Genomic DNA, 23,391 nt, shown 5'->3' on the forward strand with positions numbered 1-23,391 from the left:
AACTTCCACATCTACTCAAACTCTGCGGATCCCATGGACGCTCTGATTCCTGTCAACTCGCTTTCCCGCCACATCGCTCCCTTGCAGGACAAGCTGTCCCAGATCGCCGGCGACATCATCGCCAGCGGCTACTACGTCCTCGGCCCGAACGTGAAGGCCTTCGAGCAGGAGTTTGCCGGCTACTGTGGCGCCCGCCACTGCGTCAGCGTCGCCAACGGCACCGACGCCCTGGAACTCTCGCTGAAGGCACTGGGCATTGGCCAGGGCGATCGGGTCGCCGTGGTGGCCAATGCCGCCATGTACGGCACCAGCGCCGTTCTGGCCTGTGGTGCGGCGCCGATCTTCGTTGATACCGGTGCAGGCACGGGATTGATGTCCGTCACCGCACTGGAGGCTGCGCTCGCGGGCAAGACCACGCCCAAGGCCGTGATCGTGACCTATCTGTACGGTCAGTTGGCCGAGATCGAGGCCATCGTCGCGCTCTGCCACGCACGCGGCATCAAGGTGGTGGAAGATTGCGCACAGGCGCATGGCGCAGAGCGCAATGGCCGACGCGCCGGCAGCTTCGGCGATATTGCCTCTTTCAGTTTCTACCCGACCAAGAATCTGGGCGCACTGGGCGATGGCGGCGCGATCGTGACCGGCGATGATGCCCTGGCCACCCGTGCAGCACAGCTTCGCCAGTACGGATGGACGGCCAAGTACACCAACAGCCTGCGCGGCGGTCGCAACAGCCGCCTCGACGAGCTGCAGGCCGCAATGCTGCGGCATATGCTCACCTCGCTGGATGGCTGGAACCAACGCCGCCGCGACATCGCCAACCGCTACGCGCGGGGGTTGTCCAACCCGAAGATTGCATCCGCTGGCGTGGTCGGTGCCGACAATGTGGCCCATCTGTACGTCGTGCGCTGCGACCAGCGCGATGCACTGCGCGCCCACCTGCAGGCTGCCGGCGTGCAGACCGAGGTCCACTACCCGCTGTGCGATCATCGCCAGCCCTGTCATGAGGGCGCTTTTGATTCTGTGGCGCTCCCCAATACCGAGGCCGATGCGATCTGCGTGATGACGCTGCCGTGCTTCCCGGAGCTGACCGACGAAGAAGTCGACCAGGTCATCGACGCATGCAACCGTTTCTGAGCGAGGTGCAATCGCCCTCCCTGAGCCTGGTTGTCCCGATCTATCGCAATGAAGGATCGATCGACGACCTGCTGCAGGCCGTGGACTTCATCGCACGCAGCGTGGATGGGGATTTCGAAGCGGTTTTCGTCGTCGACGGCAGCCCGGATCGCAGCTACGCCTTGCTGCGCGAAAAATTGCCCGGTTGCGCATTCCGTTCGCAACTGGCAACGCTGACCCGCAACTTCGGCGCGTTTCCGGCAATCCGCACCGGTCTGCAGCTCAGCACCGGGGACCTGACTGCGGTCATGGCCGCCGATCTGCAGGAACCCCCCACGCTGGTGATCGACTTCTGGCAGCGCTATGTCAGCGAACGCTATGACGTGGCGTTCGGCGTACGCGAAGCGCGCAGCGATCCGGCTGCCTCCAAGCTGGCGTCGACACTATTCTGGGCGACCTATCGGCGGATGGTCATCAAGGACATTCCCAAGGGCGGCGTGGACATCTTCGCTGTCAGCCGTGGCCTCCTCGAACGGCTGTTGCTGTTGAACGAAGCCCACTCCAGCCTGCTCGCACAGTTGTTCTGGCTGGGCGGCAAGCGCGAATTTGTCAGTTATCAGCGGCGCGAGCGGCAGCACGGCAAGAGCGCCTGGACCTTGAGCAAGAAACTGCGGTACCTGTCCGACAGCGTCTTTGCGTTCACCGACCTGCCGGTCCGCATGCTGACGGCGCTGGGCCTGATCGCGCTGGCATTCACCGCGCTGCTCGGTGCGCTGGTGCTGGCCGCAAAGTTCTCCGGGCTCGTCGCGGTACCTGGCTATACCCTGACCATTTTGACCATTCTCTTTTTCGGCGCACTCAATTCACTGGGCCTGGGTATCGTGGGTACCTACGCCTGGCATGCGTTCGAAAATACCAAGGCACGCCCACTATCGATCATGCAGTCGGTCGAAAACTTCGAAAAGGATACTCCGTGAGTCATTTCGTGCACCCCAATGCCCTTTGCGAAAGCGACACCATCGGCGAGGGCACCCGCGTCTGGGCATTTGCGCACGTGCTTCCCGGAGCGCGCCTAGGCCGCGACTGCAATATCTGCGACGGCGTGTTCGTTGAATCCGATGTCATCGTAGGTGACCGCGTCACCGTCAAATGCGGCGTGCAACTGTGGGACGGCGTGCGTTTGGGCGACGACGTTTTCGTAGGGCCGAACGCAACCTTTACCAACGACCTGTTCCCGCGCAGCACGGTGTATCCCGAGAAATTCCTCGGCACCGTGGTCGAGTCGGGCGCCTCGATTGGCGCCAATGCAACCATTCTGGCCGGCACCACCATCGGCAGTGGTGCGATGATCGGCGCTGGCGCAGTCGTTACGCGCTCTGTGCCGCCCAATGCCATTGTGGTTGGCAATCCCGCACGCATTGTCGGCTACGTTTCCGACAAGGACGCAAACCAGCCTGCCGCATTGCCGGTTGACCAGGGAATCACCGACACTGCCGTTCCGGGGGTCAAGCTGTACCGGATGCCCAGTTTCGCCGACATGCGTGGCTCGCTCTCCGTGGGAGATTTCGATAGTTTCCTGCCTTTCAATGCAAGACGGTATTTCCTGGTTTACGGCGTCCCCACCCAAGAGACCCGTGGCGAACACGCGCACAAGCGCTGCCATCAGTTCCTGATCTGTGTATCCGGTTCAGTCAGAGTCCTTGCGGATGACGGCACCCGCCGTATCGACGTCGAACTCAACTCGCCGAACCAGGGCATCCACCTGCCGCCGATGATCTGGGGCACCCAATACAAGTACTCGAAGGACGCTGTTCTCCTGGTGTTTGCTTCCGAGCCCTACGATTCAGACGAATACATTCGCGATTACGCTGACTTCAAGAGTCTGGCGAATGCAGCCGGATGAGCTGAAGGCCGTCGGTTCCGTCCAACGGAGATGGGACAGGCCGTGGGTCGTTGTTGCGCTTCGTTTTCTGCTGGGTGGAGCGCTCAATACGGGCGTCACCCTCGTTCTGTACTGGGTGTTGTTGCGCTTCGTTCATTACCAATGGGCGTATCTGGCGAGTTTTTGTGCCGGCATCCTGCTCAGCTACCTCATAAATACACGGTATGTCTTCCGCGCTGCACATAGCTGGCTGAAATTTGCGGTATTCCCGCTTATCTATGCTGTGACTTATTCACTCGGGGCGTTGGCATTGAAGCTCACCGTAGGGCATCTCGGGGTGCCTGCAGCAATCGGACCGCTGATTTCCATTGCAGTGACCCTGCCCGTGTCATTCGTTCTGAGCAAACTGCTGCTACAGAGCGACAAACCACGTGCGGCACGCAATTGAGTCCAGTCAACCGGCCAAAAGCGATCCGCCGCATGACCGAGCAGCACCCCATTCCTACTTGTTGATTACATGAGCACCCCACTTTCTCAAATGACGCGGCCCGGCCTCTTCCTGAAGACGGATTGGCTGGCCTTATTATTCGGCGCCGTGCTGTCAGTCATCGCCGGCAGCGTCCTGGTCGTCGGCTGGCGTGCCGGCCTGTCTTCGATTCTTGCCTACCCTTTTTCATACAGCGACGACTCCCTGAGCAGCCTCTGGCTGACGCAGCGCGCCATAGAAGGATGGATCTTCGAGAATGATCGGAGCGGCTTTCCTTTCGGCGCATCATTTCTTGATTATCCCGGGGCCGATGCCGGCAGTTTTCTCTTCCTGAAGCTTGCCGGCATACTGACCAGCAGCAACGCCGCGGCGCATAACCTGTTTTTCCTCGCAGGCTTCGCTGCGAATTTTCTGGCTGCGTACTGGGTGATGCGCTGGCTGCGAGTCGGCCGATCATTGTCCTTCGCTACCGCCATACTTTTTACGCTGGCGCCTTTTCATTTCCTCCGACTTCGGCACATTTTTTACACCTGCTACTTCAGCATCCCGATCTATTTCATGATCGCCGTGCGTATCGCACGCTCGGATGCTTCGCTGGATTTCCTGCGTGTGCGGCCTGCGCGCAAGATCGCCCTTACCGTGCTTTATCTTGTTCTGAGCTGTTTCGGCGTTTACTACACGGTTTTTGGCTTGATCCTGATCGGAACCAGCTGTCTGATCGCGCTTTACCAGAGGAATTGGACGTCGATCGCACGCATAGCGGCACCTGCGATCTTTTTCCTTGCCCTTGGAACGCTGGCGAACATTGCACCAAACGTGATCAACGAACGAATCAACGGTCGCAACCCTGAAGTTGCCGCACGTACACCCGCAGAGTCTGAGCTGTACGGGGTGAAATTCATGCAGTTGATCCTGCCCCAGCCGGAACATCGGTCTGCAAAACTGTCCAATGTGACCGCCCAGTACATGGCCAGCACGCCCTTGGTCAATGAAAACAGGACTGCTTCCCTCGGCCTGATAGGCTCCCTCGGCCTGGCCATTCTTGCGTTGGTGATGTTTGCACGCTTGGCCGAGCGCCATGCTGAAGAGCGCATCGCGCTGCTTGCTATCCTTTCCGGCGTGCTGCTCGCCTTCATGACCATCGGTGGTCTTGGATCACTCTTCGCACACGTCGTTTCACCGTCCATCCGCGGCTGGAATCGGGCCAGCATCTTCCTGACGTTCAGTACCCTTGCGGCGGTGGCAATCGCGGTACAGACACTTTCCGACAAGCTGGGACGTCGGCACGGCGTCACCATTGCCTCGGTCGCAGCCGTTGTCATGTTGATCTTTGGCGTATGGGACCAGACCCCAGCGGTGTGTGGCGAGTGCCAGGCTGGAGCACGCGGTGCGTATGAGCGAGACAAGCGCTTCATCGGCAGCATCGAAGCGTCCCTGCCCGCCGGTGCTGCGATCTACCAGCTGCCGTACATGCCTTTCCCGGAAGTGCCACCGAAGAACGGGTTGAATGCGTATGACCATGTTGTTGGATTCGTGCATTCTCGGCAGCTCAAATGGAGCTATGGCGGCATGAAGGGGCGCGAAAGCGACCTGTTTTATCGGAATCTCGAAACACGACCTGCCAGTGCGCAACTCGATGCGCTTCGTCGCTATGGGTTCGACGCCGTCTATATCGATAAAAGAGGGTATGTCGACCAAGGTGCCGGGGTCGTCGCCGAGTGGGAACAAGCGCTCGGTACGCCGCCGACGATGGTTCGTGAAGATGGTGCCGTCATCGTCTTTCGCCTGCCTGGCGGTACAAAACCCTCGAGCGCCGAAGCTGCCAGGGAGGGCCTGATCGGCGAGCCTGCAGCAAACACCACGATTGCACTGCCCTCACTGCGCAATTTTCTGGCTGAAGGCTGGTCGACGGATGAGGCCTGGGGAGTCTGGTCAGTAGGCATGACATCTTCATTGCGCTACCGCGTCGGCGCTGCAACCACTGGCAGGACAACGTTGATTCTGCGTGGCAATCCCTTTCTCGCGGGCTCCCAGCGAACGCTGCGTATCCGTGCCAAGGTCAACGGCGTCCAAGCTCTGGATACCCGCGTCACTGTCGGGCAGCCGTCACCATTGGAGCTCAGGATTCCTGTCTCCACACGCAAGCCAGGCGAGGTAATACGCGTCGTTTTGAGCTACGAGGTACCGGTGTCCCCCGCGCAGATCGGCGTTTCCAGCGATCAGCGGCCTCTCGCCTTCGGCTTGACCAACTTCGAGCTATGCACGGGTGCATGCGCTAAATGAACTCGGAGGCGCGCGTCTGCAGGGCAGTCGGCGCCTCTTTTTTCAGACGATGGCGAGCCGATCAGGACACCTGCCATCCTAGCGATGGCAAGGTAGCTCGCGTGCGGTACGCCCCGCCATGACCTGCCACTGTTCATACGCTCAGTGCGTGCGGACAGCGTCCTCAAGCATCCACCGCAACGTTTCCTCCAACGGAGGGCAGCGCCAGTCGCCGATCAGGCGCTGCAGTTTGGCATTGCTGCCAAGCAGCTTCTTGACTTCGTTCTGACGGACAAAGGCAGGGTTAACCTGCACGTCGATCTGATGGCCGGTGATTTCCGAACAGATCCTGATGATGTCGCCCAGCGAGCTGGCAACCCCGGAACAGACATTGACGGTCTGTCCATCGGCATCGGGTGTCTGCAAAAGCTGCCGATAGGCAAGCACGAGCGACCTGACGTCGCCGAAATCACGCCACACTTCGGTATTGCCGAGCTCTATTGCAGGAGCCCGTGACGCGAAGTGCGAAACAATCTTCGGCACCAGGAAATTGGCTGATTGACCGACGCCGGTGTAGTTGAACGGGCGAGTGATCACCAATGGAAGACGCTCGTGCCACAGCCTTACCACGTATTCCATGGCGAGCTTGCTTACCGCGTAATCGTTCGCCGGCGCCGGCTCCACCGATTCCTCGATGATGCCCTCCGTCGCATTACCGTAGACATTTGCACTGCTGGCAATCAGCACTCTCTCTGGACGGCGTCGGGCCGAGGCCAGCGCCTGCAACAGGTTTCGCGTACCGATCAGATTGACACGATAGAAATCGTCGGCTTCGCCATGTCCGACAAAGGCCACCGCAGCCAAATGGACGACGTATTCGGCGTCCACCTCTGCAACGACGCGAGCAACATCCGCTGCGTCGCGCAGGTCCATCGGGAGAAACTCATCTGTAGTGGCCGAACCTGCGCTTTCCGCACGGGTTCCCACTCCGATCACGGTGCAGCCCTGCTCTTTGAGTTCCTGGGTCAGATAGCGCCCGGTGAACCCGGACGCTCCGCTGACCAGAACGCGCTTGCCGTTCAGATCAGAACGAGAAGCCATGCGCGTTCCTCTTGAGGTCGGCCTCGACCATCATCTGGCAGAGCTGCTCCAGCGTGGTTTCAGGTTTCCAGCCGAGGACGCGCGTTGCCTTCTCGGGATCACCGATCAACAAGTCCACTTCTGCAGGACGGTGGAATTTCGCGTTTATGCGCATTACCACCTTGCCGGTAGCGACATCCACTGCAGTTTCATCTGCATCCTTGCCGCGGAATTCGACGTCGATTCCGGCTCCCTTGAAAGCAATGCTGACAAAATCACGGACGGTTTCAGTGCGATTTGTCGCCAGAACAAAAGTATCCGGCTCATCGGCCTGAAGCATGCGCCACATCCCTTCCACGTACTCGCGCGCAAATCCCCAATCGCGCTTGGCATCCAGATTGCCCAGCTCCAGGCATTCCAACCGCCCGAGTTTGATCTTGGCCACCGAGTCGGTGATCTTGCGCGTTACAAATTCGCGACCGCGCAGCGGGCTTTCATGATTGAACAAAATCCCGCTGGAGCCGAAGATGCCATAGCTCTCACGGTAATTGACTGTCATCCAATGCGCATACAGCTTTGCAACGCCATAAGGGCTACGAGGATAGAATGGCGTGCTTTCGATCTGCGGGACCGCCTGCACCTTGCCGAACATTTCCGATGTCGAGGCCTGGTAAAACCGGATGTCCTTGTTCACCTGCCGAATGGCTTCCAGCAGGTGGACCGGGCCGATGCCGGTGATGTGCGCGGTCGTCGTCGGCTGGTCGAACGATACGCCCACGAAACTTTGAGCCGCCAGATTGTAAACCTCGGTGGCGCCCGTGCTCTCGAGCATGCGGATACTCGAACCGAGGTCGGTCAGGTCGTACTCGATCAAGTGCAAATTAGGGTGATTTGCAATTCCCACCTCTTCGATCCGCCAGAAATTGACCGAACTGGTACGGCGGTATGTGCCGAACACGCGGTAGCCTTTATCCAACAGCAGCTGGGCCAGGTAGGCACCGTCTTGGCCGGAAATGCCGGTAATCAACGCAGTTTTCATCATCCCTCTCTTGGTTACTTATGAGTTCCGGAATCAAGCCGAGACTGAACGCGGCTCGTTCCTGTGATCGTTGAGTCTCAGCGCGAGGCCAAAGGCTTTCCGCCCGCACCGCAAACTGTTTCCTTGCCCTGGTCCTGGCACGAAGTCAGGGGGCCATAATCGAGCGAATCCACCTTGAAGTCGCTGTACCACGCTACCGATTCCTGGACGAGACCGAGTCGCAGTGTTTTGCCAATCACTGCTTGGCTGGGCACATCTGCGATCACTTCAGCGGAACCACCCGCCGGAATTCCCTCGGCAGGAAGCGGTGCGCGCAGGAAGTCCCGATTCGAGAAATTGCCGGAATTATCCACCAGGGAAATGGCGAGATTGACCGGCAGTGTGCCCTTGGAGTTAATCGCGACCTTGCCCGAATTGGTGACCGACACTGCAAGCCGTACCAGTTCGCCGTTGTTGACCAGCACCGGCTCCGAGGCAATGGCGTAGCGTGCGCCAACCTGCTCTTGCGTCAACGGAGTCGACATGCCGCCCGCTTCGGTGGTCTGCGCAGCCTGCTGCGGCTCGGCCTTCACTGGCTGTTCTGCCTCCGGGGCCTTTGAGCAGCCAGTGAATGCGATCACCGTCGCCAGGACGGCCACGGAGCCGAAGGAAACAGGAGATTTCATAATATTTTTCATGGATAAGGACCTGGGGTGGATGAGTGCGCCGCTCAATATTGGGCGGCTTCTACTCGAATGAGAAGTCGAGCCGGTGAGAAGCCACGGCTTTTGAACCAACAGACCGACTCCTGGACTAGATCAATCTCCAGGTAGTAGTCACCTGCGACTGCCGGAGCACGGACTATGAGATCGTGAACTGCAGAGGACATCGGCGCGACAGCATCGTGAATAAAATGACGAGGTTGTTCGGCTACTGCCGTCGGTGTTTCGGCATGAATCCAGAAGTGTCCGAGGTAAATACCGAACGGCCGCAGTGCGTGACCGAGCGGACTGAACCATGAGTACGCACTATTGTTGGTCAACTCAACGCGCAAGGAGACCATGCTGGATGGTTGGGCAACCAGCATCTCCTGCTCGGGAACGGCAGCGTGGCCCTGAAAGGCGTCTTCCGGCAACGGCTGACTGTATGGATAGGGTCCTACTGTTGCACCTACCACACGCGCATTCGAATCCAGCTCCTGATCCTTCAATGCTGCCAGGGCGGGATTCACCCAGCGGTCCCCCCGCAGGCTGCTCAGCACGTCGATTCGATGCAGCTCTTCGACTAGTGGCGAGTCGATTTCGACTTTCAGGCTCACGACTGCATCAGCAACCTGGTCCCTGAAGTCGGAGACGACACGATGCCGTCTCAGCAGGCGCGCATACTGTTCGGTGGCGACATACGGATCCAGCGCCGGCCGCCTCGCTGCGTCAGAGCATTCCTCGGCCCATGCGACATACGCTGCCGGGTCAAGCGCCAGTTGGCGCAGCAAGGCGGCCAGGGCTTGCGGGCACTCCGTGTCCGGCGCGAGCTTCTTGACCGAAGCGGGTAGCTCTGCATACCACCCGTGATCGGAGACGACGCTCGGAAGGCCAGCTTGCATCGCCTTGCACACGACTGCCGAAGCCTCGCCCATCGTCGGTTGGCGCAACGCGATCATCAGATCCGCGCGCTCGAAGACCTTCCAGAACTGATCATCGTCAACATGACCGTGGTTGACCAGCCGCACGTTACGCAGGTCGGCAAGGGCTTCCAGCTGTAAAAGTACGGACTCCTCAACCTGGCCGGCAATCTCCAGCGTGATCGGTTCATCCAGATCGGCGTCGATCATCGCCAATGCCTGTACGACCCAGTCAAAGCGGCGATTGGCCTGTCCGCCGCCCAACAGTGCGATGGTGCGAAGGCCATCGCGGACGCGGTGCGGAGCAACGACCGGATACAGTTGCGGCACTACCGTGACGGGAAGCCAAGGGAAATCCCTGGTGACGCGATCAGCCGCATACTGTGAATGCACCACTACCTCGGTGGCCAGCTTAGTGGCCACTTGATGCAGCGGAAAACGCACCACGTCTTCCCGATTCCATACAGGCGATCCAGTGCGAAGCGCCAGGCTCGCGCTCCTGACATCGGTGACGGAACACCACTTTTCCAGCAGACCCAGATAATCGCCATTCAGTAGACGGCCTTCGTCGTTAAGCACTCCGGCAGCCATGTGATGCAGGACAAGGTCGTGCAGGTGCACGATTCCCGGCGCTGCTGCCATCAGGGGCAGCATCCAGCCGTGGAAGGCTGGATGGTTCCCCATCTGGTACACGATCGCATCGGCGTCTAGCAATCTGCCGACGACGACGTTCACGCCGGATCGAGTGAGATCGTCCAGAGTAAACGCATCGACCTGCAGCCCTTGATCTCGCAGCAGGTTCGACAGGCCTGCCGTGTACTCTGCAATGCCTGAGCGCTCCGGAGGATGCGGCCCGACCATCGCGACGCGAAACGGCGTACTCAAAGCCGGCTCTCCACCAGATTGCTTATCACGCGATCCCAGGTAATGGAAGTACTCATGTGCTGACCAGCCTCAGCCAATGCACGCAGTTGCGCCGGTCCTTTCGCATAACAATCGAGCAGGCTTTCAGCGATCGCCTCTGGTGTAGGACTTGTGACCCAACCGCTACCGGTGGACTCGACGATCCTGCCAACCTCACCGCTATCGTTCACCGTAATGACCGGCTTGTAGGCGGCGAAGCTTTCCAAGGTCGCAAATCCATAATCCTCATCCACCGGCGAGTAGAAGACCGCACGGCAGTTGGCAATCAGCTCAAGCAGCTTCTCGTCTTCCACGAAACCCGCAAGCTCGACGCGATCCGTCAGGCCCAGCTCGCGGATCAGCGGTGCCAAAGAGTGGGCATACTCGCTGGCACCGGTTCCGGCGATGACCACCTTGGCATGGGGGACATGCTTCGCAGCCCGGATCAGCAGATCGGGACGCTTCATCGACTCAAGACGACCGATACACAGCACGTAGTCGCCATAGTCTCCCGAGGTGATGAATGGCGCCAGCTTGGACGGCGGATAGAGAACCTCCGAGCCCAGACCGCTGTACTGCTGCAGGCGGTCGGTAACCGTCTGAGAAATGGTGTAGCGGGGCTCGATCTCCGCCAGCAACTCCCGATCGGACGCCCGCAGGGCATCACGCACCGCCGAATCCTTCGCGGTCAGGTGGGGTTGATCGAAGCGCGTACGTTCCAGGTCGTAAAGCACTCGATGCTGGTGTACGAGCCAAAGCGCCTTATTGGCATGCGAGGCCGCATACGTCGGGTACTTGGTGCAAATGCACAGATCGATTTTCTGCCCATTGCTTTCGTTCAAATTCAATAACCTCCATGCCAGCATGGAAGACAGAATTTCTGTTTCTGGATACCACTTATAGGGTAGCTGCACCAGTTCTGCGACGACCTGGCGCTGCTTTCCCCACAGATTGATCTGCTTGACAAGCTCTTCGTTGAGCAGCTCCGCACCGCCTCTGACAAACGGCACTTGCGCGCCAAGCACAATAACTCTCTTCACCTACACTCCCCTTCATGATGTCCTTGCCGGTACATGGCAATCCCTGTCCTTATTTCTTCGATTTCCTGATCCGGCTACCCAACTGATCCAGCGCTGCCAGCTGCTTGTCGATGGCCACATCGGCGGGCGTTACCACCTCATCCTCCGCAAGCACAGGCTCTGTGCGCTCCAGCCGCTGCGGTGCATGAACCACGAGAGGTCCGCCACGCTTGGTCACCTTCATGGTGACCCATCTCAAAGGTGCTGTCACACGCCATGAGCGGCTCGTATGAAGCTCTCCGATCTGGCCCTCCAGCATATCCACTGCCAACTCAAGTTCACGAATTCGGCTACGTGCGTCCTCGAGGGCCTGCAAGCGATGGGACAGATCCAGCTGCAGCTCCTTCACCCTGCGTGCGTCCGCGGCGCCGGCAGTCTCCGACCTATTGACGCGCTGAACCAGAGAAACAATTTTCGCCTGCAGTTCGTCGATGGTTGACTGCTGCTGCGTGTTGACGCGCTCCATCTCCGACATGCTGACCTGCATGCCATCGCGCTCTTCGACCAGTCGACTGAGGTCAGCGGCAAGCAGTTCCGACAGTTCACGAACGCGTTGACGCTCTTCCAGCTCGGACTCAAGCACCGAAATCTGCGAGACGAGCCTTGCGTTCTCGGCCTCCCGATCGGCCATGCCCTTGTTGAGCTGTTTCTCCCTGTCCTCGGCTTCGGCAGTGCGCTTTTCCAGATCTTTTGCCCACTCCTGCAGTTCGCTACTCACCTTTTCCAGATCGCGGTAGCGGTTATCGGCCGTCTCTGCTTCCAGCTGAAGGGTTGCAAGTTTGTCCTGGGCCTGCTGAGCACCCACCTGCAGGCGCTCAATCAAGGATGCGCGTGCCGCAAGCTCAACACGGTCATGCTCGTTCTGCGCATAGAGGGCGCCAAGGCGCGTGTTGTAGCTCAGCAACGCCTGTTGCATGTGGCTGTAAAGCGATGTCCACTCGGGCGCATGCAATGCAACTGGTTCAGAGCGCGCCAGGCACTCTTGCAGCTCTGCAAACGTCCAGCGTGCCTGGTCTCCCCCAAATGCCTGGATGAAGGTATTGCGATAACGAGGAGGAAGCGTCATGAAGTCCAAAGCCGGCTCCCGACCGGGACTGGCTGGAACAATGCGACGTTGCAGGATCTCCTTGACCGTAATCAGGAAGGACAGCAACAAGTCGCCCAGCCAGGAGCAATCGGTGGCTTCGGCAGAAATGGCGCCGTAGTCGATCAGAATGGCCTTGCCTTCCTGCGAAATCAGAACATTCCAGCAACGCACGTCATTGTGATAAAGACCCACGCGCTCGAGCATTACCAATTGCTCAAGCAATTCTGAGACTACTTTGTCCGGATCGTAGGGCGAGCCGTCGTCGATCAACTCCGAAAGCAGGCGTCCGCCGGCCATCTCCCTGACGAGGAACAAATCCGATGCATCGTCCAAGGCCGCAATCAGCCGTGGTACGGGATACGATGCAGGAGGATTTCTGAGAAACTCGACCTCGTTATTGAATTCCTGCCAATTGATTTCGGCGCGCCCACCGATGCCCATCGTCATTTTCTTGACGAACACCTTGTCGCCGAAATAATAGCGCCTGCTGTACTGGTGCGTTCCGCGTCCATAGGCATGCGCCTCGCCCGACCAGGAACTGAACCTGCCGACAGCCTCGCCCACGTACCAGAACTTGCTGCTGGCAAAGTACAGCGGCCTGGAAATCGAAGACAGATGGGTTGCCTGCCTCGACAACAATCTGGTGAAGGCATAATCGGTCAACAACTCCGCAGGGTCGTGCGGCAGAGAAGGCCCCCAGTACAGCGGCTCCTCACGCAATGCCAGCTCGAAGATCCCGGCGTCGGTGACCTCGGAGAGCTTGCGGCATAATCCCGCCACCCGCGCAATTCCCTGGGAATGCACAAGATGATGGAAGACACTCAGCCCCAGGACAAGGTCGTACTGGTCTGGATCAAGCCGCGCGATAACATCTTCCACGGTCCCGTGCTCGAATGACGCAGCGAACGTCGGGTGCTCCTGGGCCAACGCCTGACACACATCGACATTGAGATCCAGAAAATCCACACCGTGGACCTGATGCCCCTCGGCCGCCAGGCTCAATGAAAAAAATCCCTGGGCGCAGCCGAGATCCAGCACCCGCAGTGGGCGACCAAGCTCTCCCTGGAGCCTTCGCGCACATTCGCGAATCAGCACAAACCTGTCTTCGCAGCCGCGCGAACTTCCCTCCGAAAGCTCGGGGTGTCCGAAAATCGGCTGATACTTCTCAGGCAGAGCGGCCACGCGCGCGCCAATATGCATTGTTTCAGTCATGACTGATGTTCTCTGATGTGATGGTAGATCCTGACGCCGTCATGACAACGCTTCTACGATTTCGAAATCGGCCTTGAGGTCCATCATCCCCCAGAATTGCATCCCTCTTGCGACGTTCAGCACGATGGCGTCGTAACGACGATCCAGCGGCGTCAATTCCACAAGCGGGTCACCACTGGAAATGCCGAGCGAGACCAGATAGTTCGCTTCATTGAGGTCGAGAGGCATGCTGAACTTGCAGACGATGACCTGTCCCGCTTTTACCGAAATCCCGGACCGCCCCTCACTGGATAGGAAGGAGTTGGTGCCGTAGAGGAATAGACCCTCGAGGGTTTTAATCAAAAACCCGGGCACTACACTGTCAAAATCCTGATCGAAGGCGATCTTGACGTAAAATACCGTCCTGGTACCGCTCTCTACGCGAGCAGGAAACTCCTCCCCGCCGCTGACAACGACATAATCGATTATTCGCGCACCGCCCTGCCCCCAGCGATGTTCACCGGCATTGTAGTAAGGGCGCGTATGAAAGATATCCTCATCGCCAGCGTGCATCTGGCCTGGTGCATCGTCGGCCTGTACCTGAAGCGATGCAGGCTTCTTGCCGAACAACTCGTCCAGATAAAGGTTGGAGACCTCACGCGAGGGCCCGTCGGCATACACGCTACCGTCCTTGATCAAAATGGCACGATCGCAGTGTTTGACAACATCTCCGACCGCGTGACTGACGAGGATGAGCGTCATGCCCTCGTCCTTGTAAGACTGGATGCGCTTGAAGCACTTCGCCTGAAAATACGCATCGCCCACCGACAATGCTTCGTCGACGATGAGTACATCGGGTCGAAATGCGGTGGCCACCGCAAACGCGACGCGCACCTGCATACCGCTTGAGTAGGTGCGTACCGGCTCATCGAAGTACTCTCCGATCTCGGCAAACTCCTGTATCTCTGGCAACACCTTGTCGATTTGTTCCAATGTGTAACCCATGAGCCCGGCAGAATGTCTGGCATTCTCCCTGCCACTCAGGTCTGGATTGAAACCCATGCCGAGCTCGAGAATCGCGGCAATACGGCCATGCCGGATGATGCGTCCTTCGGTAGGTTGCGACGTACCGGTGATCAGCTTGAGCAATGTGCTCTTTCCGGCACCATTGCGCCCCATGATCCCGATCGACTCACCCGGAGCGACCGAAAACCCGACATTCCGCAGAACCCAGTGCTCCTCTCGCGGCTTGACCTTCAACCCAAACCAGCTGGCCGCACGCAGCCACTCGCTACCCCAAACACGATAGGACTTTCCCAATCCCTCGACCGTCAGCATAGCGCTCATAGCGCATCCACCATTTCGGCACTTGCGCGACGAAAGACGACCAGCGATACAAAACCCAGGACGGCCGTGGCGGCGGTCAGAGGCAGCAGACTCATCCAATCCGGTGCACGCCCGTAAAGAAGCACCCCCTGGTAGGCGCTGACAAGCGGGAACAGCGGATTGAGCTTGAAGAGTTCCTGGGTCTGCGCGGGAAGGATATCGATGGTGTAAACGATAGGCGTCACCCAGAACATTGCCTGCAGAACGACCGGCACGACCTGCCCGATGTCACGCACGAAGACATTGAAGACGCCGAGCAGCAATCCGATCGACATCGCGAAAGCCAACGTCAGCAGCATCAGCAACGGCAGCCAGGCTGCCTGCGGGCCCAAGGTGTGCCCCAGAATCGCGAACACGATGATGATTGCCAGGAACAGCAGCAGGTTGTTCACCATGACGGTGCCGCCGGCAATGAGTGGGAGACATATCCGCGGGAAGGCCTGCTTCTTCATCAGATTGCCGTTATCCACGAACAATGAAACACACTTGCCAATGCATTCGGCAAACAGGGTCCAGCAAAGCGTTCCGGCCATCAGATACAGGGCGTAAGCAAACTTGTTGTTGACACCAGGCAACTTTGCTGCCAGGACCTCCGAGAGGATCGTTGCAAAGATCAGCACCTGCATGAGCGGATGAATGATCATCCACAAGGCGCCGAGCTTGCTGCGCAAAAAGCGCAGGCGCAGATCATTCCTGATCGATGAGAGGATGAAGTATCGGAAGGCCCATACGGACCGAATCATGTCCAACGTTGCTACCTCTGAAATAGTCACTACTTGGTAAGCGGCCGGCGTCAACATCAGGAACACGGTATGGCAGCCGCGCCTCAACTTGCCGCTAAGACATTCGCAGTCCTGAACAAAATAGCCTGGGCCGCCCTGTCTGGAGCCAGCTTCAAACCGACGTCTCTTCTTGCAGCCTCGCCAATGGCTCGCGCATATTCCGGGTCATCCGCGAGGCGACGCATGGCGTCGGCTGCCCTTGCAACTTTCGGCTCGGCCCACTGCGCGCCCTCAGATTCGGGGTATCTTCCAGCAACAGGCACCAGATCGTACGGAACAAGCACGGAGTTACTTTCGGTCATGAATTCCATATTGCCCGACCATCCGGTTGCGATAACGGGCTTGCCCAACGACATGCATTCGGCCAGACCCAAACCGAAGCCCTCGGCGCGATGCAGAGAGACATAGACATCGCAGCAACGCTGAAGCGCACGAACATGCATTTTGTCGATCACCTCATCCCGAAGCTGGATACGCGCATCTCCCACCACAAGCGCGAGAAGTTCGCGCATCTGTTCGGGATACATGTGGCCGTTACTGGACTTCAACACAAGGTGCACATCATCGCGCTTGTTCGGAAACGCTTGCTGAAAAGCGTGTACCACGGCTTGCGGATTTTTTCTGGCAGCAACCGAATGGAAATCGAAGCTAAAAAGAAAGGTGAACTTGCCAGCCGGCAGGCCAAAGTCCTCTCGCTGCAGACCGCTGTCCCGCAAGTCCGATACCGGTAGAGGCACTCGCATGATCGGTTTATCCGTCACGTGCCGAAACGCGCTTTCAATGAACTGTGACGCAACCATGATCTCGTCTACAAGCTCAATGGCGCGTAGCCAAGTACTCGGGATTACTTCCAGCTCCCAGAACCAGCAGGCAATCACGTAATGACCAGCCAGTCTGGCGCGACCAACTCGTTCGAAGGCGGCCTCCAGATAGTCAGGATTCACGAACACGATGGTCACGCGATGCGGCATGCGCTGATCGATGAAGGCATCCATACTGCGGTCCCGCCAGGAGTGGGGAAGCCCCATATCCAGGTCATACAGAGACACCGAGGCGCCCGCATTGATCAGCGCACGAGCGTACATCCTGGCACTTTCTGCCAGCCCGAACTCTCCACGGATGTAGCCAAGAATATTGATTCCTGCCGCAGCCGTAGGCGTCGGAGTTGGCGGAGCATTTTGCATCTCTGCATCCAGGGATGCACGGGCCTCACCGGCCGCACGCTCCCAGGCCGACGTACGCTGGAAACGCGTCTGAATGACCGAGCGGGCGGACAGTGCGGCAGATACCCTGCCGCGCAAGCTGGTCGGAAACATCCGGTAGAAGCGCTGCAGCCATGTCTGCCGACGCACCCACGCCTGCAGATGCAGTCCAGCCAGACCATTCCGCCAGGAGGCGACGATGCCCTGACGTTGCGAAGAATCTGTCATGGAGACTGAGACGCCTCAAGCGCACGTTCCAAATCCCCCCGCAAATCCCCCACATCCTCAACCCCCACACTCAGCCGCACCAGCGCATCGCTGATGCCAAGCTTTTCACGGCGGGCCACAGGGATCGAGGCATGGGTCATGACGGCGGGATGATTGACCAAACTTTCCACACCACCCAACGATTCGGCCAGGGTGAACAGTTCGGTCTTTTCGCAGAAACGCTTGGCTGCCTCGAAGCCGCCCTTGAGGACGATCGAGACGATGCCGCCGAAGCCGGACATCTGCTGCTTGGCGAGTGCGTGCTGCGGATGCGAGGTCAGGCCGGGATAGATCACTTTTTCGATCGCCGGGTGGGTCTCCAGCCACTGCGCCAGCGCCAGGGCGTTTTCGCAGTGCGCGCGCATGCGCAGCGGCAGGGTCTTGAGCCCGCGCAGGGCCAGGAAGCTGTCGAACGGGCCTTGTACGCCGCCGATCGAGTTCTGCAGGAAGGCCATCTGTTCGGCGAGTTCGGCGTTGTCGCCGACCACGGCGATGCCGCCCACCATGTCCGAGTGGCCGTTGAGGTACTTGGTGGCCGAATGCACCACCAGGTCGGCGCCCAGCTCCAGCGGGCGCTGCAGCATCGGTGAGGCGAAGGTGTTGTCCACCACCACCAGCAGGCCATGCTTGCGCGCGATCGCCGCAATGGCGCCGATGTCGACCAGCTTGAGCATCGGGTTGGTCGGGGTTTCGATCCAGACCATCTTGGTGATCGGGCGGATCGCGGCCTCGAACGCGGCCGGGTCGGTGAGGTCGACGAAACTGAAGTCCAGGCCGGCGGTGCGGCGACGCACACGCTCGAACAGGCGGAACGAGCCGCCGTACAGGTCATCGGTCGCCACCACGTGGCTGCCGGCGTCCAGCAATTCCATCACCGTGGAGGTCGCGGCCATGCCGGAGGCGAAGGCAAACCCGCGGGTGCCGCCTTCCAGCACGGCAACACAGCGCTCATAGGCAAAACGCGTGGGGTTGTGGGTCCGCGAGTACTCAAAGCCCTGATGCTCGCCCGGGCTGGACTGCGCATAGGTGGACGTCGCGTAGATCGGCGGCATCACCGCCCCGGTGCTGGGGTCCGGCGACTGTCCACCATGGATCGCCAGCGTTGCGAGCGACAGCGCGCGCTCGCCATCGTGGCTGTTTGCGGTGCGGTTGGACATGGAGGTTCCCGGAAAAAGTGGCGGATTGTAACAAGCAGGCCTGAATGGCCCATGCCGTGCGTCTCATGCGAGCACGCACGGCGGCGGCACGCATTACTGCACGCGGCGGCGCAGGTAGTTGAGCAGGTCGATACGGGTAATCAGGCCCAGGAACTGGTTGCCGTCCATGACGATGGCGACCTGGCCGCGATCGAACACCGGCAGCAGCGCTTCGATCGGCGAGGCCACGTCCAGACGGTCGAGCTTGCTGACCATTGCAGTGGAGATCGGGTCGCGGAACCGTGCTTCGTCGCCATACACATGCAGCAGCACATCGCTCTCATCGACGATGCCGACCAGCTCGCCATTATCGATCACCGGCAACTGCGAGACGTCGTACAGCTTCATGCGCTGGTAGGCGGTGGTCAGCAGGTCCTTGGGACCCACCACCACGGTGTCGCGCTTGTTGTACGGGCGCAGGATCAGGTCACGCAGGTCGCCGTGCTGTTCGCGCTCCAGGAAGCCGTTGTCCAGCATCCAATAGTCGTTGTACATCTTCGACAGGTACTTGTTGCCGGTATCGCAGACGAACACCAGCACGCGCTTGGGCGTGGTCTGCTCGCGGCAGTACTTCAGCGCTGCGGCCAGCAGCGTGCCGGTGGACGAGCCGCCGAGGATGCCCTCCTTGGCCAGCAGCTCGCGCGCGGTGTGGAAGCTTTCCGCATCGCTGATCGAATAGGCTTTCTTGACCCGCGAGAAATCGGAGATATCCGGCAGGAAATCCTCGCCGATGCCTTCGACCAACCAGCTGCCAGACTTCTCGCTCACCGTACCCTCTTCGATGTACTCGGTCAGGATCGAGCCCACCGGATCGGCCAGCACCAGTTCGGTCTGCGGCGAAGCAGTGGCGAAGGCGCGCGACAGGCCGGTCATGGTGCCGGAGCTGCCGCAGCCAAACACGATCGCGTCCAGCTGGCCATCCATCTGCGCCAGGATTTCCGGCCCGGTACCGAACTCATGCGCAGCCGGGTTGTCCGGGTTGCCGAACTGGTTGATGAAGTAGGCGCCCGGGGTCTCCGAGGCGATCTTGGCGGCCAAGTCCTGGTAATACTCCGGGTGCCCCTTGGCCACGTCCGAGCGGGTCAGCACCACATCGGCGCCCATCGCCTTGAGATTGAAGATCTTCTCGCGGCTCATCTTGTCCGGCACCACCAGGATCAGGCGGTAGCCCTTCTGCTGCGCGACCAGCGCCAGGCCCAGGCCAGTGTTGCCGGCCGTGCCTTCCACCAGGGTGGCGCCCGGCTTCAGGTCGCCGCGCTGCTCGGCCGCTTCGATCATCGACAAGCCGATACGGTCCTTGATCGAGCCGCCCGGGTTGGATGCCTCCAGCTTGAGGAACAGTTCGCAGACACCGGTGTCCAGGCGCTGGGCCTTGACGATCGGCGTATTGCCAATCAGTTCGAGTACGGAGGAATGGATCGCCATCGGGATATCGTCGCTGCGCCGCGCGGGCTAGACCGGTCATTATCCGACGAACCGCCGGGGAATGCTCATTCAGGCAGGAAGCGATTGAGCGCGCCGATGAACGCGGATGTACATCCGGCCCCCTGCCCTGCAACGAGCGGCTGCCAGAAAAGGCGACGCGGACGGTGGCAAGCCGACGAGGAGGCCGCCACCGCCCGCGACGGTGAACTTGTTCTTAGCAGTGGGAGAGGATCAGTGCGTGAGTTGGTCGTACATCCGGGTGAGTTTCTCTTTGGCCTGCAATTTCTCGCGTTTCATCTGGCCTAAGGTCACGTCGTCGATCGGGAGCACCCCGAGTTCGGCATCCATGCATTTCTTGTTCAAGAACTTGTGCCGTTGGTAGAGCTGCTTGAACTCGGGATCGGACTTCATCAATGCGTCGATTTCGGTCTGCGGTTGCCCTTCGAACATGGCGTTACCTCCTTCACTTAAAACAAGAACGCCCCGGCCAGCGAAGGCATGGGGCGCAGCTTGGGGATGGAAGACCGACGCGTTGCAAAGGCCGACACATGGGCGGAACCACCACCAACCATTCCACCGTGTTGCGTCGCTGCGTGCCTCTGCGTCACTGGCCCGGCCCTCCGTACTTTTCCAGGCGGCGGAGTTGCTGCCTGGAGATACGACCCTACGCCGGTCGCGGGGGGCGTTCAAGGCCGAAACGGCAGCTTTTGCCGTTCCCCGCATCAATCAGTGACCGCGGTTCAACCGGGCGTCATCCGCCGGTTAAAAGACCTTAACTTCAACCACTTGGACTACGGCAGCACAACGACCTCAGCCGCACGCGACTTGCTGGCGGTGCCCTTGGTGCCACTGACCTGCACGCGCGTGGCGGCAACGCCACCGGCGACCAGGGCATCGCGAAGCGCTTCGGCACGCTTCTTGGCCGTGGCCGCGTCGCTGTCGTAGCCGACGATGGTGACCCGGCCCTTCTTGCCGATCTGCAGGTACTCGGCCAGCGCCTTGGCCTGGCCGGAACCGGCACCGGCCAGGGCCGTCTTGCCGGCAAAGGCGTCGCTGCCGAGCGAGAACACTTCGCCGCGGCCATCGACCTTGGACGACGGCAGCTTGGCCCCGGCCACCAGTTCGGCCTCTTCGTGGGCGAGCTGCAGGGCCTTTTGCTGGGCCGCGTTGAGCTTGGCGGTCTGCTTGCCGGCCACGCTGGTCAGGGCCAGCTCGGCATCCTGGCGCGCCAGGGTTTCCTGCTCGGCCGCCTGGCGCATGCGCTCGGCTTCCTCGGCCTGGATCTGCGCCTGCACGCGCAGACGCTCGGCCTCCTGCCGGGCGCGGGAGGCATCGCGACGGCTGGCTTCGATCAGCAAGTCGTTGCGGGTGCCTTCCAGACGGTCCAGCTCGCGCCGGGCCAGCGCGGTGCGGGCGGTGAGCTCGGCAATCTCGACCCGGCGGTCGGCCAGGAACACCAGCTCATCGCGGTCGCGACGCTTGGCTTCGGCCAGGGCCGCCACGGTCTGTTGCGCCTGCAGGCGCTCGTAGCGGGCCAGGTCACTGGTCTGCGGATCGTTCTGCAACGCGGCCAGCCGGCGGGTGAGCGCATCGGCCTGCGGGTCGTCCTTGGCCGCCATCGCCAGCGACGGCAGCGTGGCCAGGCTCAGCACACCGATATAGAGGAAGGGGCGCAGTTTCATCGGCCGCCCTCCCCGGTGTTGAGGCTGTTCTGCAGTTGCGCCACTTCCTTGCGGCGTTGCTCCAGCTGGGCGCTGACCACCGCCTCTTCGCTGCGCGCCTTGGCCAGGTCGGCATCGGCGGCGGCGCGCAGGGCGATCTGTGGCACCTGCTTGCGCTGGCGCTTGTCCAGTTGCGCCTGCTGGGCCTGCATCAGTTCCTGGCGGGCCAGATTGACCAGATCAGGGGCGTATTGGTCGGCATCGGCCTGGGTGGCGCGTTGCACGGCCTGTTCGGCGGCAGTGAGCTCCGGCGCCACCTGGGCGGCGGCGGGAGCGGAGAGAACCATGAAACAGGCGATGCCATACAGGGATCGCCGCAAGTATGCGAAGCTAGCCGTCATTAGGGGAGCCGTAGCGAGAAGTCTCGAGCACGGCCATTGTCGGAAGCCTGCGGCGGACTTGCAACGAGACGCTGCTGTTTGTTGGGGAACCATTGCGCATGGATATCGGCTACTTCCTGAAGCTGATGACCGAAAAGAATGCCTCGGACATGTTCTTGACCACCGGCGCGCCGGTGTACATCAAGATCGAAGGCAAGCTTTACCCGCTCGGCAATACGGGGTTGCCGCCGGGGATGGTCAAGAAAATCGCTTACTCATTGATGGACGAAGGCCAGGTGCCGCAGTTCGAGCGCGAGCTGGAACTCAACATGGCCATCGCTCTGTCCGACGCCGGGCGCTTCCGCGTGAACGTGTTCAAGCAGCGCGGCGAAGTGGGCATGGTGATCCGTGCCATCCGCAGCCGGATCCCGAGCATCGAGGAGCTCAACCTGCCGCAGGTGCTCAAGGACGTCATCATGACCCCGCGCGGGCTGGTGCTGGTGGTCGGTTCGACCGGCTCGGGCAAGTCGACCTCGCTGGCCTCAATGATCGACCACCGCAACAGCACCACGACCGGGCACATCCTCACCATCGAGGACCCGATCGAGTACCTGCACAAGCACAAGATGTCGATCGTGAACCAGCGCGAGGTGGGCCTGGACACGCACGCCTTCCAGAGCGCGCTGAAGAACGCGATGCGCGAGGCGCCCGACGTGATCCTGATCGGCGAGATCCTGGACGCCGAGACCATGGAGGCGGCGATCGCCTTCGCTGAAACCGGCCATCTGTGCCTGGCGACGCTGCACTCCAACAACGCCGACCAGACCATCGAGCGCATTCTCAACTTCTTCCCGGAAAGCGCGCACAAGAACGTGCTGATGAACCTGGCACTGAATCTGCGCGCAGTGGTGTCCCAGCGCCTGGTCAAGGGCCTGGACGGGCGCCGCCGCCCGGCCACCGAGGTGCTGCTCAACACGCCGATGATCCGCGACCTGCTGCGTCGCGGGCAGGTGCACGAGGTCAAGCAGGCGATGGAGGAATCGCTGGAAGAAGGCATGCAGACCTTCGACCAGTGCCTGTTCCGGATGGTCAAGACCGGCGAGATCGAGCAGGAGGAAGCGCTGCGCGCGGCCGATTCGCGCGATGGCCTGGCGCTGAAATTCCGTCTTTCCGAAGGCGGCTCCGGCGAGCACGATCCGTATGCCGACTACGAGTCGGCCTCGGCGCCGAAGATCAGCCATGGGTTTATTTAGAACGACCAACAAAATGTAGCGTGCGCCTGCCTGGCGGTGAGCGCAGTGGTTTTATTGGTCGCATCTTGCTGGATGCAGTGAGAAGTCCAGAGCAAAACGCCTGGTCGGTCGAG

Annotated in this window: 20 protein-coding genes; 6 read left to right on the forward strand and 14 right to left on the reverse strand. The window is 60.3% G+C overall.

Going from position 1 to position 23,391, the window contains the following annotated elements; genetic code table 11:
* Window positions 1-33 precede the first annotated feature (33 nt).
* The 5 genes from ACCQ09_RS18380 (at window position 34) to ACCQ09_RS18400 (ending at window position 5,768) form a co-directional block, all read left to right on the forward strand.
* Window positions 34-1,137 (forward strand): DegT/DnrJ/EryC1/StrS family aminotransferase, encoded by a 1,104-nt coding sequence (locus tag ACCQ09_RS18380; RefSeq protein ID WP_228427838.1) that lies wholly within the window; start codon window positions 34-36, stop codon window positions 1,135-1,137.
* A complete protein-coding gene (locus tag ACCQ09_RS18385; RefSeq protein ID WP_012439282.1) occupies window positions 1,122-2,093 on the forward strand; it encodes a glycosyltransferase in 972 nt (323 codons plus the stop codon). Before ACCQ09_RS18380 ends, ACCQ09_RS18385 begins: the two co-directional genes overlap by 16 nt.
* Window positions 2,090-3,019, forward strand: coding sequence for a WxcM-like domain-containing protein (locus ACCQ09_RS18390; protein WP_228427837.1), 930 nt, complete (start codon window positions 2,090-2,092; stop codon window positions 3,017-3,019). Before ACCQ09_RS18385 ends, ACCQ09_RS18390 begins: the two co-directional genes overlap by 4 nt.
* Complete coding sequence (locus ACCQ09_RS18395; RefSeq protein WP_012439284.1) at window positions 3,006-3,446, forward strand: GtrA family protein; 441 nt, start codon at window positions 3,006-3,008, stop codon at window positions 3,444-3,446. Before ACCQ09_RS18390 ends, ACCQ09_RS18395 begins: the two co-directional genes overlap by 14 nt.
* A 69-nt stretch (window positions 3,447-3,515) precedes the next feature.
* Window positions 3,516-5,768 (forward strand): sugar translocase, encoded by a 2,253-nt coding sequence (locus ACCQ09_RS18400; RefSeq protein WP_228427836.1) that lies wholly within the window; start codon window positions 3,516-3,518, stop codon window positions 5,766-5,768.
* A 141-nt stretch (window positions 5,769-5,909) separates the two neighbouring features.
* On the opposite strand, the gene ACCQ09_RS18405 is transcribed toward ACCQ09_RS18400, so the two are convergent.
* The 14 genes from ACCQ09_RS18405 to ACCQ09_RS18470 all read right to left on the reverse strand — a co-directional run bounded on the left by ACCQ09_RS18405 (window position 5,910) and on the right by ACCQ09_RS18470 (window position 22,046).
* Window positions 5,910-6,848 (reverse strand): GDP-mannose 4,6-dehydratase, encoded by a 939-nt coding sequence (locus ACCQ09_RS18405; RefSeq protein WP_012439286.1) that lies wholly within the window; start codon window positions 6,846-6,848, stop codon window positions 5,910-5,912.
* Window positions 6,832-7,866: a GDP-mannose 4,6-dehydratase gene (gene gmd / locus ACCQ09_RS18410; RefSeq protein WP_228427835.1), complete on the reverse strand. Its 1,035-nt coding sequence runs from the start codon at window positions 7,864-7,866 to the stop codon at window positions 6,832-6,834. Before gmd ends, ACCQ09_RS18405 begins: the two co-directional genes overlap by 17 nt.
* Before the next feature lie 77 nt (window positions 7,867-7,943).
* A complete protein-coding gene (locus tag ACCQ09_RS18415; protein WP_012439288.1) occupies window positions 7,944-8,543 on the reverse strand; it encodes a hypothetical protein in 600 nt (199 codons plus the stop codon).
* A gap of 32 nt (window positions 8,544-8,575) precedes the next feature.
* Entirely contained in the window at window positions 8,576-10,327 is a 1,752-nt protein-coding gene (locus tag ACCQ09_RS18420) for a glycosyltransferase (protein ID WP_228427874.1), read from the reverse strand.
* A 20-nt stretch (window positions 10,328-10,347) separates the two neighbouring features.
* Window positions 10,348-11,409 carry a glycosyltransferase family 4 protein gene (locus ACCQ09_RS18425; protein WP_012439290.1) on the reverse strand — a complete coding sequence of 354 codons (1,062 nt, stop codon included), beginning with the start codon at window positions 11,407-11,409 and terminating at the stop codon, window positions 10,348-10,350.
* A gap of 49 nt (window positions 11,410-11,458) precedes the next feature.
* Window positions 11,459-13,747, reverse strand: a complete 2,289-nt coding sequence (locus ACCQ09_RS18430; RefSeq protein ID WP_227971070.1) for a methyltransferase domain-containing protein — start codon at window positions 13,745-13,747, stop codon at window positions 11,459-11,461.
* Between the two features lie 39 nt (window positions 13,748-13,786).
* Entirely contained in the window at window positions 13,787-15,073 is a 1,287-nt protein-coding gene (locus ACCQ09_RS18435) for an ABC transporter ATP-binding protein (RefSeq protein ID WP_116670405.1), read from the reverse strand.
* On the reverse strand, window positions 15,070-15,855 hold the full coding sequence (locus tag ACCQ09_RS18440; RefSeq protein ID WP_227971069.1) for an ABC transporter permease: 786 nt from the start codon (window positions 15,853-15,855) through the stop codon (window positions 15,070-15,072). The genes ACCQ09_RS18435 and ACCQ09_RS18440 overlap by 4 nt, the downstream gene beginning before the upstream one ends.
* 83 nt (window positions 15,856-15,938) lie before the next feature.
* Window positions 15,939-17,324, reverse strand: coding sequence for a glycosyltransferase family 4 protein (locus ACCQ09_RS18445; protein ID WP_228427834.1), 1,386 nt, complete (start codon window positions 17,322-17,324; stop codon window positions 15,939-15,941).
* Window positions 17,321-18,520 (reverse strand): cystathionine gamma-synthase, encoded by a 1,200-nt coding sequence (locus tag ACCQ09_RS18450; RefSeq protein ID WP_228427833.1) that lies wholly within the window; start codon window positions 18,518-18,520, stop codon window positions 17,321-17,323. The genes ACCQ09_RS18445 and ACCQ09_RS18450 overlap by 4 nt, the downstream gene beginning before the upstream one ends.
* 93 nt (window positions 18,521-18,613) lie before the next feature.
* The gene (locus ACCQ09_RS18455; RefSeq protein WP_014506550.1) at window positions 18,614-19,984 is read right to left on the reverse strand and encodes a pyridoxal-phosphate dependent enzyme; all 1,371 of its coding nucleotides are present in this window, start codon (window positions 19,982-19,984) and stop codon (window positions 18,614-18,616) included.
* Between the two features lie 231 nt (window positions 19,985-20,215).
* Entirely contained in the window at window positions 20,216-20,434 is a 219-nt protein-coding gene (locus tag ACCQ09_RS18460; protein ID WP_014506549.1) for an HP1242/YdcH family protein, read from the reverse strand.
* A gap of 341 nt (window positions 20,435-20,775) precedes the next feature.
* Window positions 20,776-21,666 carry a coiled-coil domain-containing protein gene (locus ACCQ09_RS18465; RefSeq protein WP_228427832.1) on the reverse strand — a complete coding sequence of 297 codons (891 nt, stop codon included), beginning with the start codon at window positions 21,664-21,666 and terminating at the stop codon, window positions 20,776-20,778.
* Window positions 21,663-22,046 (reverse strand): DUF4398 domain-containing protein, encoded by a 384-nt coding sequence (locus ACCQ09_RS18470; protein ID WP_011035838.1) that lies wholly within the window; start codon window positions 22,044-22,046, stop codon window positions 21,663-21,665. Before ACCQ09_RS18470 ends, ACCQ09_RS18465 begins: the two co-directional genes overlap by 4 nt.
* A gap of 98 nt (window positions 22,047-22,144) precedes the next feature.
* Here ACCQ09_RS18470 and ACCQ09_RS18475 point away from each other — a divergent pair, with 98 nt between their 5' ends.
* Window positions 22,145-23,278: a PilT/PilU family type 4a pilus ATPase gene (locus ACCQ09_RS18475; RefSeq protein ID WP_012439300.1), complete on the forward strand. Its 1,134-nt coding sequence runs from the start codon at window positions 22,145-22,147 to the stop codon at window positions 23,276-23,278.
* Window positions 23,279-23,391: the final 113 nt, after the last annotated feature.

It is taken from the genome of Xanthomonas sp. NCPPB 2586 (assembly GCF_041475775.2).
GTDB classification, from domain to species: domain Bacteria; phylum Pseudomonadota; class Gammaproteobacteria; order Xanthomonadales; family Xanthomonadaceae; genus Xanthomonas; species Xanthomonas campestris.